The organism is Amaricoccus solimangrovi, from assembly GCF_006385685.1.
Taxonomy (GTDB): domain Bacteria; phylum Pseudomonadota; class Alphaproteobacteria; order Rhodobacterales; family Rhodobacteraceae; genus Amaricoccus; species Amaricoccus solimangrovi.
The window spans coordinates 1-15,021 of sequence record NZ_VFRP01000021.1; the positions used below are offsets into that span (position 1 = coordinate 1).

Annotated in this window: 15 protein-coding genes; 3 read left to right on the forward strand and 12 right to left on the reverse strand. The window is 69.2% G+C overall.

Going from position 1 to position 15,021, the window contains the following annotated elements:
- The 5 genes from FJM51_RS24485 to FJM51_RS17250 form a co-directional block, all read right to left on the reverse strand.
- Nucleotides 1–108: CoA-transferase (locus tag FJM51_RS24485; RefSeq protein WP_306419447.1), on the reverse strand; the 108-nt coding region annotated here is incomplete at its 3' end.
- A 35-nt stretch (nucleotides 109–143) separates the two neighbouring features.
- Entirely contained in the window at nucleotides 144–953 is an 810-nt protein-coding gene (locus FJM51_RS17235; protein ID WP_140455380.1) for a hypothetical protein, read from the reverse strand.
- Nucleotides 950–2,032: a GSCFA domain-containing protein gene (locus FJM51_RS17240; protein ID WP_140455381.1), complete on the reverse strand. Its 1,083-nt coding sequence runs from the start codon at nucleotides 2,030–2,032 to the stop codon at nucleotides 950–952. The genes FJM51_RS17235 and FJM51_RS17240 overlap by 4 nt, the downstream gene beginning before the upstream one ends.
- A gap of 2 nt (nucleotides 2,033–2,034) precedes the next feature.
- A complete protein-coding gene (locus FJM51_RS17245; protein WP_140455382.1) occupies nucleotides 2,035–2,733 on the reverse strand; it encodes a CoA transferase subunit A in 699 nt (232 codons plus the stop codon).
- A gap of 103 nt (nucleotides 2,734–2,836) precedes the next feature.
- On the reverse strand, nucleotides 2,837–3,460 hold the full coding sequence (locus FJM51_RS17250; protein WP_140455383.1) for an AAA family ATPase: 624 nt from the start codon (nucleotides 3,458–3,460) through the stop codon (nucleotides 2,837–2,839).
- Nucleotides 3,461–3,627: 167 nt separating this feature from the next.
- Between FJM51_RS17250 and FJM51_RS17255 the strand changes: the two genes are divergently transcribed.
- The 3 genes from FJM51_RS17255 to FJM51_RS17265 all read left to right on the forward strand — a co-directional run bounded on the left by FJM51_RS17255 (nucleotide 3,628) and on the right by FJM51_RS17265 (nucleotide 6,301).
- Nucleotides 3,628–3,951: a 2Fe-2S iron-sulfur cluster-binding protein gene (locus tag FJM51_RS17255; protein ID WP_140455384.1), complete on the forward strand. Its 324-nt coding sequence runs from the start codon at nucleotides 3,628–3,630 to the stop codon at nucleotides 3,949–3,951.
- 246 nt (nucleotides 3,952–4,197) lie between these two features.
- Nucleotides 4,198–5,679 carry a nucleobase:cation symporter-2 family protein gene (locus tag FJM51_RS17260; RefSeq protein ID WP_140455385.1) on the forward strand — a complete coding sequence of 494 codons (1,482 nt, stop codon included), beginning with the start codon at nucleotides 4,198–4,200 and terminating at the stop codon, nucleotides 5,677–5,679.
- A 106-nt stretch (nucleotides 5,680–5,785) separates the two neighbouring features.
- Complete coding sequence (locus FJM51_RS17265; protein WP_140455386.1) at nucleotides 5,786–6,301, forward strand: DUF2243 domain-containing protein; 516 nt, start codon at nucleotides 5,786–5,788, stop codon at nucleotides 6,299–6,301.
- An 86-nt stretch (nucleotides 6,302–6,387) separates the two neighbouring features.
- Here FJM51_RS17265 and FJM51_RS17270 read toward each other — a convergent pair whose 3' ends face one another.
- The 7 genes from FJM51_RS17270 to tkt all read right to left on the reverse strand — a co-directional run bounded on the left by FJM51_RS17270 (nucleotide 6,388) and on the right by tkt (nucleotide 14,888).
- A complete protein-coding gene (locus tag FJM51_RS17270; protein WP_140455387.1) occupies nucleotides 6,388–7,728 on the reverse strand; it encodes a pyruvate dehydrogenase complex dihydrolipoamide acetyltransferase in 1,341 nt (446 codons plus the stop codon).
- A 10-nt stretch (nucleotides 7,729–7,738) separates the two neighbouring features.
- On the reverse strand, nucleotides 7,739–9,121 hold the full coding sequence (locus FJM51_RS17275; protein ID WP_140455388.1) for a pyruvate dehydrogenase complex E1 component subunit beta: 1,383 nt from the start codon (nucleotides 9,119–9,121) through the stop codon (nucleotides 7,739–7,741).
- Between the two features lie 14 nt (nucleotides 9,122–9,135).
- Nucleotides 9,136–10,128: a pyruvate dehydrogenase (acetyl-transferring) E1 component subunit alpha gene (gene pdhA, locus FJM51_RS17280; RefSeq protein ID WP_140455389.1), complete on the reverse strand. Its 993-nt coding sequence runs from the start codon at nucleotides 10,126–10,128 to the stop codon at nucleotides 9,136–9,138.
- Nucleotides 10,129–10,230: 102 nt separating this feature from the next.
- Nucleotides 10,231–10,542: an FtsB family cell division protein gene (locus FJM51_RS17285; protein WP_233713168.1), complete on the reverse strand. Its 312-nt coding sequence runs from the start codon at nucleotides 10,540–10,542 to the stop codon at nucleotides 10,231–10,233.
- 123 nt (nucleotides 10,543–10,665) lie between these two features.
- Nucleotides 10,666–11,595 (reverse strand): class I fructose-bisphosphate aldolase, encoded by a 930-nt coding sequence (locus FJM51_RS17290; protein ID WP_140455391.1) that lies wholly within the window; start codon nucleotides 11,593–11,595, stop codon nucleotides 10,666–10,668.
- A gap of 46 nt (nucleotides 11,596–11,641) precedes the next feature.
- Complete coding sequence (locus FJM51_RS17295) at nucleotides 11,642–12,832, reverse strand: phosphoglycerate kinase (protein ID WP_140455392.1); 1,191 nt, start codon at nucleotides 12,830–12,832, stop codon at nucleotides 11,642–11,644.
- A gap of 37 nt (nucleotides 12,833–12,869) precedes the next feature.
- Nucleotides 12,870–14,888, reverse strand: a complete 2,019-nt coding sequence (tkt, locus tag FJM51_RS17300; protein ID WP_140455393.1) for a transketolase — start codon at nucleotides 14,886–14,888, stop codon at nucleotides 12,870–12,872.
- Nucleotides 14,889–15,021: the final 133 nt, after the last annotated feature.

Below are 15,021 nucleotides of genomic sequence, written 5' to 3' on the forward strand. Positions count from 1 at the left end.
GATGTAGTTCGACACCAGCGTCGGGATGCCGATCCCGAGGTTCACATACATGCCGTCGCGCAGTTCCTTCGCGGCGCGGGCGGCCATCTGATCACGGTTCCAGGGCATCTCGTTGATCTCTCCGGTGAGCGGTTGTTGATCGGTCAGTGTCGCGTGACGAGGGCGGGGGTGGGGGCCGCGTCGAGAAAGTCGAGGATGCGCGCCAGGCAGATCTCGCCGTAGGCCGCGTTGGCGTGCGAATGGTCGTCCTCGCCATGCGGCTCGCCCTGGGCGAGGTTGATCGAACCCTGGCTGAAGCGCGCGGCCGTCAGCCCGTTCGGCTGGATGGTTTCCCCGGGCTGGCGGATGAGGGAAATGTCCCGTTCGGCGAGCACCGAGGCGAGCACGTCGGAATAGGCGCCGAGCACCGCGGCGATCCCCCGCGGGTCGGGCGCCAATCCGCGCCAGCCCCGGTACCGCGGATCCTCGCTTCCGACGCAGGTCTCGGCGGGGCGGCTCTTCTCGAGGACCGCCACCGGCCCGGCGGAGAGGCGCGCCAGGAACTTCACCGGCAGGACGCCTTCCGCGATGGTCCGGCAGATCGCCTGGAAGGCGGAGGGCGAGAGACGGCTCTGGGCGCCCACCTCGCGGAGCCCGTCGACGTCGCAGCCGAGCATGAGTTCGCTGAGCGCCTTGAAGCGATCCACGAATCCTACCAGCAAGATCAGGTCGAACTCCGAGAGATCGACATCGGCGCGGCCGTTCAGCCGCTCCGCCATCTCGGTGATCCGCGGCCGTTCCCCGCGGCCCGTCGGGGCGCCGAAGCGCCGGCCGTTCAGGCGCAGGAACCTGAAGAAGGGCATCGGCACCGCGAAGAAGCTGATCCGATGCCGCGGATGCTCCTCGCCAAGGGCGCTCCAGGCGTGGCGGAGCGGGACGGTGTGCGAATTGCCGAGAATGAGCGCGTGGGTCATCCGGCGAAGGCCTCCAGCAGGGAGTCCTCGCAGATCGCCCGCTCGGCCCGCCTGAACCGTTTGGCCTTCGTGCCCGCCCGACGGGCCGGCTTCCTCGCCGGCGCGGGGCGCGCCTCGATGCCATGGGCGCGCTTGAAGAGATCCATGGCCGCTGCGACACCCTGGGCCGAGACGCTCCGCAGGTCGGGTTCGAAATAGGCGCCGCGCGCGTTCTGGGAGGTGATGACCTCGAAGGAGGGGAAGTAGTCGATGTCGTCATGGCGCGCGACCAGCATTCCGCAGACCGCGCGCAGCACCGACTTGGAGTAGCAGGTCGCGACCTCGACATGCTCGCCGCTCGCCGTCGCGGTGAGCGGGACGGGCGAGACGGTGACGAGGAAGCGCACCTTCGGGTTCACCGCCTTCAGGCTGGCGCGGAAATGCTCGAAATCCGCGAGAACCTCGCCGGCGTCGTAGTTCTTGAACGAGTAGACCTCGGGATCGTGCCGGCCGGCGATCGTGCCCGGCGCGGTCGGATAGACCGTGCCGCTCGCGGTGTGGATCCAGGCCTCCGTCAGCCCGAAGGTGAAGACGAAGAGATCGGCGGAACGGAACGCCTCCGCGACGCGCGCGAGGTGATGGCGGCGATGCGCGCGCACCAGTTCCTCGCTCTCGAGCCCGTCGGGCTCGACGCCCGGGCGCTGCGCGTCGAAGAAGCGCGGGCCGCGGCGCCAGACGGGTTCCGCGGGCCGGACCCGTCCCTCCGCCTCGTCGAAGAGCTGGGCGAGCTGGCGGGTGGTATAGATATTGGCATAGCGCCCGGTGAAGACCCGGTAGCCGAAGCGCCGTGCCAGCGCGTCCGGGACCGACGCCGGCAGCGGCTCGGCGTCGAGCACGTTGAAGCCCGACTCGCGCAGCGCGCGGCCGACATGCTGGGCGAAGCAGCTGCCGGCGGTGGCGATGCGCATGTCGCGCGTCACCGGGAAACGGGGCGTGTAGACCTCCCCCGGATCGAGGGGCGCGCGCTCGCTCACGCCGGCGCGCCAGAAGGCGCGCGGCGGGAGCGTGGAGTAGGGAGAGGTGTTCTCCTGCTCCGTCATGCTCAGGCGGCGCGGATGGTGCGCTGCTCGACCCGCTTTTCCGCCTTCGCCTCGACGATGCGATGGACGAAGATGCCGGGCGTGTGGATGTGGTCGGGATCGAGGCTGCCGACGGGGACGATCTCCTCGACCTCCGCGACGCAGATCCGGCCGCAGGTCGCGGCGTTCGGATTGAAGTTCCGCGCGGTCTTTCGGTAGACGAGGTTGCCCTGCGCGTCGCCCTTCCAGGCCTTCACGATCGAGAGGTCGGCGACGATCCCGCGCTCGAGGATATAGGTCTCGCCGTCGAAGTCCTTTTGCTCCTTGCCCTCGGCGATCACCGTGCCGACGCCGGTCTTGGTGTAGAAGCCGGGGATGCCCGCGCCGCCGGCGCGCATCCGCTCGGCGAGCGTGCCCTGCGGGTTGAACTCGAGCTCGAGCTCGCCCGAGAGGTACTGGCGCATGAATTCCGCGTTCTCGCCGACATAGGAAGAGATCATCTTCCTCACCTGCCGGGTCTGGAGCAGCAGGCCGAGGCCGAAATCGTCGACGCCCGCGTTGTTCGAGGCGACGGTCAGTTCCTTGACGCCCGCGTCGCGGATCGCCGCGATCAGGCTCTCCGGGATGCCGCAGAGGCCGAAGCCGCCGGCCGCGATCAGCATGCCGTCCGTGAGCAGCCCGTCGAGCGCCGCCGCCGCCGTTGGATAGACCTTCTTCTTCATCTCGACCCCCTGTTCGTCCGGCCTTCGCAGTCCGCTCAGTCTTAGTCCAGAAAGGCGGCTTCCGTGTCAAGCTGCGGCCCCGGTATCGGCCGAGACCCGGGGGTCAGAGCCGGTTGAGCAGCGCCGTCAGTTCCGCCCGGAGCCCCGCGACCTCGGCCGCCGCGGTCGAGCGCGGCTGGGTCTCGTTCGCGGTCGCGCCCGAGAGGAACGCCTGGCCATAGGCGATCCGGTTGCCGAACTGGGTCGCGAGCAGGAGCGCGCGCGCGTCGCCGAGCAGCCCCAGCACCTCCTCGATCGAGCCGTGCCGGGGCGGCACGCGGTTGAGCAGGATCCGCAGTTCGGTTCGGGCCTTGCGCGACGCGTCGAGCACCGATCCGAGCGCCCAGACATCCATCGCCGAGGGCTGGCAGGGGGCGACGATCAGGTCGCTGTCGCGGATCACGCTGTCGAGCAGGGTGGAGGCCGCGCCGGGGCAGTCGATCAGCACGTAGTCATGCGCCTTGCGCGCCGCCCTGATGTCGGACGAGGCGCGGTAGTCCTTCGTCTCCACCAGCGTAAGCTCGGGATCGGCCCGGATCTCCGCCCAGCGGCTGAGCGAGGCCTGCGGATCGAGATCGACCAGCGCGACAGAGCGCCCCGCCATCGACCAGGCGGTCGCGAGATGCGCGAGCGCGGTGGTCTTGCCCGAGCCGCCCTTCTGCTGGGCGAACGTCACGACCTTTCCCATATTCTGGGTCTCCCTGCCCGTTTTCCTCTTTATATTGCGATTTCGTGAACGTGGAAGCGCCAATTCGCCCGGGGCGGAGGGTGCACCCGCGCGAATGGCTATGGCCCCGGGGCGGCGGGCGCGCTAGACAGCCGCCGCGACGCGCGCGGTCGGGAGATGATGAGCGAATGGCCAGGATCACCTATATCGAATTCGACGGCACCCCGCACGAGGTCGAGGTCGCGAACGGCCTGACGGTGATGGAGGGCGCGCGCGACAACGACATTCCCGGGATCGAGGCCGATTGCGGCGGCGCCTGCGCCTGCTCGACCTGCCATGTCTATGTCGATCCCGCCTGGATCGACCGGCTGCCGCCGCGCGACGAGATGGAGGCGGACATGCTCGATTTCGCCTGGCAGCCCGATCCGGTGACGAGCCGGCTGACCTGCCAGCTGAAGGTCACGGACGCGCTCGACGGCCTCGTCGTGCGGATGCCCGAGAAGCAGATCTGAGGCTCGAGCCGCGCCCTCGCCGGGGCCGCCTGCCCAATTTTGGATCACTGCCCGCTCCCGCCCGATCATCAGGCAATCCCTGAAGCAGTTTCGCCGGCTGGCGCCGCCGCTTTTCTGGACATGATCCCGGTGTGAACGGATGATGACCGGAGCGAGGGGTGTACGCCGCGCTTCCGTGCCGCCGCCGGCGGTTCCGACGCGCGCATTGGCGGCGACCGACCCTCGGATGCAACGAGGAGATTGCCGATGGCGGAAGCCGTTCATGCCGTGGACCAGGTGTTGCCGGCGCCGAAACTGTTCACGCTGGGCCTGCAGCACGTGCTGGTCATGTACGCGGGCGCGGTCGCCGTGCCGCTCATCGTCGGGCGCGCGCTGCAGCTCGCACCCGAGGACGTGGCCTTCCTGATCTCGGCCGATCTCTTCGTCTGCGGGATCGTCTCGATCATCCAGTCCTTCGGCATCGGCCCGTGGTTCGGCGTCAGGATGCCGGTGATGATGGGCGTGACCTTCGCCTCGGTCGGGCCGATGGTCTCGATCGCGCTCGCCAATCCCGGGCCGGACGGGGCGCGGATGATCTTCGGCGCGATCATCGGCGCGGGCATCCTCGCCATGCTGATCGCGCCGCTGATGGGGCGGCTGCTGCGCTTCTTCCCGCCGGTGGTGACAGGCACGATCATCCTCGTGATCGGCGTCTCGCTGATGCGGGTGGGCATCAACTGGATCTTCGGCACCCCCGTCGGGCCGACCGCGCCGAAGCTGGTCGACCCGGCCTTCACCGACTGGCTGAAGGCCGCGACCGACGCCGCGGCGACGGGCGCGATCCCCGCGCCGCCGGCGAAATTCGCCCCGGCCGCGACGATGGACAACCCGCTCTACGCGCCACCGCTCAACATGCTGATCTCGATCATCGTGCTCTGCGTCATCGTCGCGATCGCGCGCTATGCGAGAGGGTTCCTCTCCAATATCGCGGTGCTGCTCGGCATCGTCGTGGGCGGGCTGCTCGCCGTCGCCTTCGGGATGATGCATTTCGACAAGATCGCCGCCGCGCACTGGTTCGCCCCGGTGACGCCGTTCCACTTCGGCGCGCCGATCTTCGACCCGGTGCTGATCCTCACCATGACGCTGGTGATGATCGTGGTGATGATCGAATCGACCGGCATGTTCCTCGCGCTGAGCGAGATGACCGGCAAGCCGATCAACCAGAAGCAGCTGACCGCCGGCCTCCGGACCGACGGGCTTGGCACGCTGATCGGCGGGATCTTCAACACCTTCCCCTATACGAGTTTCTCGCAGAACGTCGGGCTCGTCGGCGTGACCGGGGTGCGCTCGCGCTTCGTCTGCGTCGCGGGCGGGCTCATCATGGTCGTGCTCGGGCTGCTGCCGAAGATGGCGGCGATGGTCGAGTCGCTTCCGACCGTGGTGCTGGGCGGCGCCGGGCTCGTGATGTTCGGCATGGTCGCGGCGACCGGCGTGCGCATCCTCTCGGCGGTCGATTTCGCGAGCACGCGCAACAACCTCTTCGTCGTGGCGATCTCGCTCGGCCTCGGGATGATCCCGCTGGTGGCGCCGAACTTCACCATGTGGCTGCCGCATGCGATCCACCCGCTGATCGACTCGGGCATCCTGCTCGCCTCGATCGGGGCGGTGCTGCTCAACGCCTTCCTCAACGGCGCGGGCGGCACGGCGGAGGAGATGCGCGCCGCGGCGATGGCGGGCGGCGAGCACTGAGAGGGCCCGCCCGTCCCCGCCACCGGGGACGGGCGGGCGTCGCGCCCGGAACAAAGCCTCCGCCGCCCGGTTCGATCTCCATAGGAGAGCCATGGGGAGGCGAGCGATGGCGGCGGAGACGGGCGTGCGGAGTTTTCCGGTTTCGGCGGGCATCCTGCTCGGGCTGGGGATCGGCGGTTTCTTCGACGGGATCGTGCTGCATCAGCTGCTGCGCTGGCACCACATGGTGAGCGGCTGGCGCCCGGTCTCCGACCTGCCGGCGCTCGAGTTCAACACGCTCTGGGACGGCCTCTTCCACCTGACCACCTATGTCTTCGTGATCGCGGGCCTGCTGATCCTGTGGCGCGCGGCGCGCCGGCGCCAACTCGCCTGGTCGCATGGGATGTTCTTCGGGACGCTGCTGATGGGCTTCGGCCTCTTCAACCTGGTCGAGGGACTCGTCGACCATCAGCTGCTCGGCGTGCATCACGTGAATGAACTGGCACCGCCGGAGCAGTGGATCTACTGGGACATCGGCTTCCTGATCTGGGGCGCGGCGATGCTCGTCTGGGGATGGGCGCTGATGCGCCGGGGCCGGCGGGAGATGGAGATCACCGCCCGGATCCTCGGGGAGCGGGTCTGACGCCCGCGTTCCGCGGAGCCTCCGCGAAAAAGCGGAAGCCGCCGCCCGGGGTCGGGCGGCGGCTTCTCTCGTCCGGGCGGCCCTTGTCAGGCCAGCATGCCGAGCGGATGCTCGATGTTCTCCTTGATCGCCGCGAGCAGCGTCGCGCCGAGCGCGCCGTCCATGACACGGTGATCGACGGAGAGCGTGACCGACATCACGTTGGCGACCTTGATCTCGCCATCCTCGCCGACCACCGGCTTCTTCACGCCCGCGCCGACGGCGAGGATCGCCGAATGCGGCGGGTTGATGACCGCGTCGAAATTCTCGACCCCCATCATGCCGAGGTTCGAGATCGCGAAGCTGCCGCCCTGGTATTCGTGCGGCGCGAGCTTGCGGTCGCGGGCGCGTTTGGCGAGGTCCTTCATCTCGGTCGAGAGCGTCGAGAGCGCCTTCGCATCCGCGTCGCGCAGCACCGGGGTGAAGAGGCCGCCCTCGATCGCCACGGCGACGGCGATGTCGGAGGTCCGGAGCCTCAGCAGCCGGTCGCCCGCCCAGACCGCGTTGGCCTCCGGCACCTGACGGAGCGCGACGGCGCAGGCCTTGATGATGAAGTCGTTGACCGAGAGCTTCACGCCCCGGGCCTCCAGTTCCTTGTTGAGCTGGGAGCGGAACTTCATCAGCGCGTCGAGCTGGACGTCGCGGCGCAGGTAGTAGTGCGGGATGGTCGACTTGGCTTCCGACAGGCGCGCGGCGATCGTCTTGCGCATGCCGTCGAGCTTGACCTCCTCGTAGGGACGCCCCTCGTACATCGCCTTGATCGCGTCGAGCGCCGGTCCGACGGGCCCCGCCGCCTTCGCCGGCGCGGGCGCCGCGATCGGGGCGGTGTCGGCGGGTGCGGCGGCCTTCGGCGCGGCGCCCGGCTTCGCGCTCTCGACATCGGCCTTCACGATCCGGCCGCCCGGACCCGTACCCTTCACCTGCGCGAGGTCGAGCCCCTTCTCCGCGGCGATTCGCCGCGCGAGCGGCGAGGCGAAGACCCGGCCGCCCTCCGGTTTCGCGGTCGGCTCGACCGGCTGGCCGGCGCTCGCGCCGTAGCCCTTGAGCCCCGCGGGCAGCGCGTCCGCGGCCGGTTCGGCGGCGGCGGCCGCCGCCGGGGCCGGGGCCGCCGGAGCGGGAGCGGCGGCGAGCGCGTCGGCCGATTCGCCTTCCTCGAGCAGGATCGCGATCGGCTCGTTCACCTTCACGCCCTCGGTGCCCTCGGCGATCAGGATCTTGCCGACGGTACCCTCGTCGACGGCCTCGAATTCCATCGTGGCCTTGTCGGTCTCGATCTCGGCGAGGACCTGGCCGGAGGAGACGGTGTCGCCCTCCTTGACCAGCCATTTCGACAGCGTGCCCTCCTCCATCGTCGGAGAGAGCGCCGGCATCAGGATGTTGATGGACATGTGCGCCCCCTCAGCGATAGGTGACCGACTTCACCGCCGCGATGACTTCCGCGGTGGTGACGAGCGCGAGCTTCTCGAGATTGGCGGCGTAGGGCATCGGCACGTCCTTGCCGGCGCAGTTGATCACCGGCGCGTCGAGATAGTCGAACGCCTCCTGCATGATCGTGGCGGAGACGTAGTTGCCGATCGAGCCCTGCGGGAAGCCTTCCTCGACCGTCACGCAGCGATTGGTCTTCCTCACCGAGGCGATCACGGTCGCGGTGTCCATCGGGCGGAGCGTGCGCAGGTCGATCACCTCGGCCTCCACGCCCTCCTTCGCCAGTTCCTCGGCGGCCTGGAGCGCGTAGTTCATGCCGATGCCGAAGGAGACGATGGTGACGTCCTTGCCCGGCCGCGCGATCTTCGCCTTGCCGAAGGGGATGGTGAAGTCATCGAGTTCCGGCACCTCGAAGGAGCGGCCGTAGAGGATCTCGTTCTCGAGGAAGATCACCGGATTCGCGTCGCGGATCGCCGATTTCAGGAGGCCCTTCGCATCCGCCGCCGTGTAGGGCATCACTACCCTGAGGCCGGGGATGTTGGCGTAGAGCGCGGCGAAATCGTGGCTGTGCTGCGCGGCGACGCGCGCCGCGGCGCCGTTCGGCCCCCGGAACACGATCGGGCAGCCCATCTGGCCGCCGGACATGTAGAGCGTCTTCGCGGCCGAGTTGATGATGTGGTCGATCGCCTGGAGGGCGAAGTTGAAGGTCATGAACTCGACGATGGGCCGGAGCCCCGCGAAGGCCGCGCCGACCGCGATGCCGGTGAAACCGTGCTCGGTGATCGGCGTGTCGATCACGCGCTTCGGCCCGAATTCGTCGAGCAGGCCCTGGCTGATCTTGTAGGCGCCCTGGTACTCGCCGACCTCCTCGCCCATCAGGAAGACGTCGCCGTCGCGGCGCATCTCCTCGGCCATCGCGTCGCGCAGCGCCTCGCGCATGGTCTGGGTCTTGAAGGTGGTGCCCTCGGGCACGTCGGGCTCCTGCGCCACCGGCTCGGCCACCGCGGCGGCGGGCTGGGCGGCGATCGGCGCCTCGGGCTTGGGGGCCTCCTCGGCCTTCTCGGCCGCGGGGGCGGGCGCCGCGGCGGCCGACTCGGCGGCGGAGGCGTCCTCGCCCTCGCCGAGCAGCACGGCGATCGGCGTGTTCACCTTGATTCCCTCGGATCCCTCGGGAACGAGGATCTTGCCCACCGTCCCCTCGTCGACCGCCTCGAATTCCATCGTGGCCTTGTCGGTCTCGATCTCGGCGAGGATCTGGCCGGAGGTGACGGTGTCGCCCTCCTTCACCAGCCATTTCGAGAGCGTGCCCTCTTCCATCGTCGGCGAGAGCGCCGGCATCAGGATCTGCGTTGCCATCTCTTTCGCTCCCCTCAGGCGTAGACGTCGGTCCAGAGCTCGGCCTCGGCCGGCTCGGGGCTGTCCTGGGCGAATTGCGCCGCCTCGTTCACCACGGCCTTGATGTCGCGGTCCACCGCCTTCAGCTCGTCCTCGGTGGCGAGCTCGCCCGCGACGAGCATGTCGCGCACATGGTCGATCGGGTCGCGTTCCTCGCGCATCTTCTGCACTTCCTCGCGCGTGCGGTACTTCGCGGGGTCGGACATCGAATGGCCGCGGTAGCGATAGGTGTTCATCTCGAGGATGTAGGGGCCCTCGCCGGCGCGGCAGTGGCCGATCGCCTTCTCGGCCGCCGCCTTCACCGCGAGGACGTCCATGCCGTCCACGGCCTCGCCCGGGATGCCGAAGGCTTCGCCCCGGGTGAAGAGGGCGGGGGTCGAGGAGGCGCGCTTCATCGACGTGCCCATCGCGTACTGGTTGTTCTCGATCACGAAGACGCAGGGCAGCTTCCAGAGGCTCGCGATGTTGAAGGTCTCGTAGACCTGGCCCTGGTTCGCCGCGCCGTCGCCGAAATAGGCGAAGGAGACGTTGTCATTGCCGCGGTACCAGTTCGCGAAGGCGAGGCCCGCGCCGATCGGCACCTGCGCGCCGACGATGCCGTGGCCGCCGTAGAACTTCTTCTCGGAGGAGAACATGTGCATCGAGCCGCCCTTGCCGCGGGAATAGCCCCCCTCGCGGCCCGTGAGCTCGGCCATCACGCCCTTCGGGTCCATGCCGCAGGCCAGCATGTGCCCGTGGTCGCGGTAGGAGGTGACGCGCTGGTCGCCTTCCTTGGTCGCGGCCTCGAGCCCGACGACGACCGCTTCCTGGCCGATGTAGAGGTGGCAGAAGCCGCCGATCAGGCCCATGCCGTAAAGCTGGCCGGCCTTCTCCTCGAAGCGCCGGATCAGCAGCATGTCGCGGTAGTAGGCGAGCAGTTCCTCCTTCGACGCGTTGGGCTTGGCGGAGGCACGTCTTGTCGTAGCCATCAGTGTTCCCTCCCGGGGATCCCAGATAGTTCAACCTTAAACTATTTCATTATAGCTGGCTGGCGGGGAGATGAAACCCCCCCTGGCGCGCGGCGGCGATGGTCAGCGGATGATGATCTCGTCGGGCCGGCCGAGGCCGAGCACCTGGCGCGCGCGCTCGTCGAGCAGTTCGAGATCGACCGAGCCGGTCGAGAGGCGGTGGGTCTTGCCCGCGAGCGCCGCGCGCTCGGCGCGCAGCGCGTCGAGTTCGGCCTGGAGCCCGCGGGCCTCGGCCTCGACCTGGAAGAGGCGGAAGAGCCCGTATTCGCCCTGCAGCGCGGCGAAGGCGAGATAACCGATGAGCGCGGCGACCACGATCACGAAGACCGCCCCGCCGACGCCGCCCCGGCGCTGTTCGATGTCCTGATAGCTCACGCGTCTTCTCTGCCCGGTGGTTTTGCCGGACAGCATGGCAAAGATCGCGGCGAAAGGGAATTCAGGATCTTGCCGGGAGGTGTTTTCACGGCGGGGCGGGCCGGAGCCCGCCCCGCGCGGAGCCTACGCGCGGCCCTTGTAGATGTCGACGAGCTTGTCGAGCATCGCCATCGCGTCGTCGCGCGAGCGCTGGAAGGTGTTGCGGCCGATGATCGAGCCGTTGCCGCCGCCGTCGCGGATCGCGCGGGCGTCGTCGTAGACCGCGTCCGCGCCCTTGGCCGCGCCGCCGGAGAAGACGACGATGCGCCGGCCGGCGAAGGCGGCGTCCATGCAGTGCCGCACCCGCGCCGCCTGGGTCGAGACGTCGATGCCCGCCTTCTCGTAGGCCTTCTTCGCCTCGCCCTGTTCGAGATGGTCGGTCGAGAGCTTGATCTTGATGATGTGCGCGCCGAGGAGCGCGGCGATCTGCGCGGCGTAGGCGCCGACGTCGATCGCGGTCTCGCCGGCCTTCGACAGATCCTCGCCGCGCGGATAGGACCAGATCACGGTCGCGACGCCCTTGGCCGCCGCTTCCTCGCGCATCGCCGAGATCTCCTCGAACATGTCGAGCGCCACCGAGGAGCCGGGGTAGATCGTGAAGCCGATCGCCGCGCAGCCGAGGCGGAGCGCGTCGTCGACGCCCGAGGTGATCGCCTGGCTGAAGGGCGCGGCGCCCGGAACGAGCGAGTTCGACGAATTGACCTTCAGGATAGTCGGGATCTGGCCCGCGAAGGTGTCGGCGCCCGCTTCCAGCATGCCGAGCGGCGCGGCATAGGCGTTGAGCCCGGCGTCGATCGCGATCTGGTAGTGGTAATGCGGGTCATAGGCGGGCGGGTTCGGCGCGAAGCTGCGCGCGGGGCCATGCTCGAAGCCCTGGTCGACCGGCAGGATGATCATCTTGCCCGTGCCGCCAAGACGTCCGTGCATCAGCATCCGGCAGAGGTTGCCCTTCACCCCCGGGTTGTCGGTCTCGTAATAGCCGAGGATCTTCTGCACGGTACGCGTCGACTTCATGGTCTTACCTCTAAGGAATGAACTCTGGAAACGGGAGAAGCCGGGGTCAGGCCTCGAGCGCGGCGACGCCCGGCAGGGTCTTGCCCTCGAGCCATTCGAGGAAGGCGCCCCCCGCGGTCGAGACATAGGTGAAGCTCTCGGCCGAGCCGCTGGCGTTGAGCGCGGCGACCGTGTCGCCGCCGCCGGCGACCGAAAGGAGCCTGCCCGCCTTCGTCAGCGCCGCCGCCTCGCGCGCGGCCGCGTCGGTCGCGGTATTGAAGGGCGGGATCTCGAAGGCGCCGAGCGGGCCGTTCCAGACCAGCGTCCTGGCCGAGTCGAAGGCGGCCTTCACCGCCTCGGTCGCCGCGGGGCCGGCGTCGAGGATCATCTTGTCGGCCGGGCAGGCGTCGGCGGCCACGACCTCGGAGGCGGCGCCCGCCTTGAACTCGCCCGCCACGACCACGTCGGAGGGCAGGAGCAGCGCGCAGTTCGCGGCCTTCGCCTTCGCCATGATCTCCTTCGCGGTGCCGGTCATCTCATGCTCGCAGAGCGACTTGCCGACGTCGATTCCCTCGGCGGCGAGGAAGGTGTTCGCCATGCCGCCGCCGATGACGATCGAATCGACCTTGTCGATCAGGTTGCCGAGCAGTTCGAGCTTGGTCGAGACCTTGGCGCCGCCGACCACGGCGACCACGGGATGCTCGGGCTTGCCGAGCGCCTTCTCGAGCGCCATCAGCTCCGCCTGCATCAGCCGCCCCGCGCAGGAGGGCAGCAGGCGCGCGATGCCCTCGGTCGAGGCATGGGCGCGGTGCGCCGCGGAGAAGGCGTCGTTGCAGTAGACGTCGCCGAGCGCCGCGAGCTGTTTCGCGAATTCGGGATCGTTCTTCTCTTCCTCGGCGTGGAAGCGCGTGTTCTCGAGCAGCAGGATACCGCCGTCGGGCAGATCCTTCACCGCGGCCTCGGCGGTCGGGCCGACGCAATCCTCGGCGAAGAGGATCGCCTGGCCCAGCACCTCGGCGAGCGCCGGCAGCGTGACGCGGAGGCTCATCGAGGGCGTGACCTTGCCCTTCGGCCGGCCGAAATGGGCGAGCAGCACGGGCCGCCCGCCCTTGGCGAGGATGTCCTGGATCGTCGGGGCGATGCGTTCGATCCGGGTCGCGTCGGTGACCTCGCCGTTTTCGACGGGAACGTTGATATCGACCCGGGTCAGGACGACCTTTCCGTCGAGATCGATGTCGTCGAGCGATTTCCAGCCCATGTAGCCCCCTCAAACTGCCGGCCGGAAGGGCCGGCGATCACAGCAACGCCTCGGCCTCCGCGGCGACCGCCTCGGCGGTGATGCCGAAACGCGGGTAGAGATCCTCGATCGGGCCGGAGGCGCCGAAGCTCGACATGCCGACGAAGCCCGCCTTCTTCTCCGCGCCGCGCTCGCCCATCAGCCAGCGGTCCCAGCCCTGGCGCACGCCGGCCTCGACCGCGACGCGGACCGCGCCGGAGGGCAGAACCTTCTTGCGGTAGCTCTCCTCCTGGGCGGCGAAGAGTTCGAAGGAGGGCATCGAGACGACGCGGGTGCCGATTCCCTTGCCCTGCAGGATGTCGCGCGCCTTCATCGCGATCTCGACCTCGGAACCGGTCGCGAGCAGGATCGCGCGGCGCTTGCCCTCCGCCTCGGCGAGGACATAGGCGCCCTGCGCGGAGAGGTTGCGGCGGCTGTGCGCGGTGCGCAGCACGGGCAGGTTCTGCCGGGTCAGTGCGAGCACGCTCGGCCGCTCCGCGCCCGAGAGCGCGATCTCCCAGGCCTCCGCGGTCTCGATCGTGTCGGCGGGGCGCAGCACCTGGAGGCCCGGCATCGCGCGGAGCGCCGCGAGATGCTCGACCGGCTGGTGCGTCGGCCCGTCCTCGCCGAGGCCGATCGAATCGTGGGTCAGCACGTAGACGACGCGGAGCCCCATCAGCGCCGAGAGCCGGATCGCGCCCCGCGCGTAGTCGGAGAAGACGAGGAAGGTGCCGCCGTAGGGGACGAGCCCGCCATGCGCGGCGATCCCGTTCATCGCGGCGGCCATGCCGTGCTCGCGGATACCGTAATGGACGTAGCGGCCGGCGCGGTTCGTCTCGTCGAAGACGCCGAGATCCTTCGTCAGCGTGTTGTTGGAGCCGGTGAGGTCCGCCGAGCCGCCGATCGTCTCGGGCAGCACCGCGTTGATCACCTCGAGCGCCATCTCGGAGGATTTGCGCGTGGCGACCTTCTTCGCCGCCTCCGACTGCTCCTTCTTGAAGGCGTTGATCGCGGAGGCGAGCTTCGGATGCGCCACGCCGCCGGCGATCCGCTCGAATTCCGCGCGCTTGGTGTTCGAAAGCTTGCCGAGCCGTTCGGACCAGGCGGCGCGTTCCGCCGCGCCCCGGCCGCCGGTCGCCTGCCAGGCGGCGCGGATGTCCTCGGGGATCTCGAAGGCCGGGTAGGGCCAGCCGTAGATCTCGCGGACCTTGGCGATCTCCTCGTCGCCGAGGGGCGAGCCATGGGCGGATTTGGTGTCCTGCTTCGTCGGCGCGCCCCAGCCGATATGGGTCTTGCAGTCGATCAGCGCGGGCTGGCCGCTCGCGCGCGCCTCGCGGATCGCGCGGTCGATGTCCTCGGGGTCGTGGCCGTCGCAGGAATGCGTGGACCAGCCGGAGGCGGCGAAGCGCTGGAGCTGGTCTGTCCGGTCGGAGAGGCTGACCTTGCCGTCGATCGAGATGCCGTTGTCGTCCCAGAAGACGACGAGCCGGTCGAGCTTCTGCATGCCCGCGAGGCCGACCGCCTCCTGGCTGATGCCCTCCATCAGGCAGCCGTCGCCGGCGATCACATAGGTCCAGTGATCGACGAGCTTGCGGCCCCACTGCGCGGCGAGATGCGCCTCGGCGATGGCCATGCCGACCGAGGTGGCGATCCCCTGGCCGAGCGGGCCGGTCGTCGTCTCGATCCCGTTGCCGGCGTGGCGCTCCGGATGGCCCTCGGTCTTCGAGCCGAGCTGGCGGAAGCGCTTGATCTCGTCGATCGACATGCCCGGATAGCCGGTGAGATGCAGGAGCCCGTAGAGCAGCATCGAGCCGTGGCCGGCCGAGAGCACGAAGCGGTCGCGGTCGGGCCAGTTCGGATCGGTGGGATCGAACTTGAGGTATTTCTCGAAGAGCACCGTCGCCACGTCGGCCATGCCCATCGGCATGCCGGGGTGGCCGGAATTGGCCTTCTGCACAGCGTCGATCGCGAGCATTCGGAGCGCCGCCGCCTTCTTCCAGTGATCCGGGTGGCGCTGGCGGAGTTCTTCGATGGTCACGGCTGCGGGCCTTCTTGTTATGGCGCGCGGGGGCCCCCCGCGGGCGACTTGCGCACTGATAGCAGGCGATTCCGGCGGGTCAAGGCGGTTCTGGCGCCATTCCGCGCCGGAATCCGCCCGTTCGGCGCGCCCG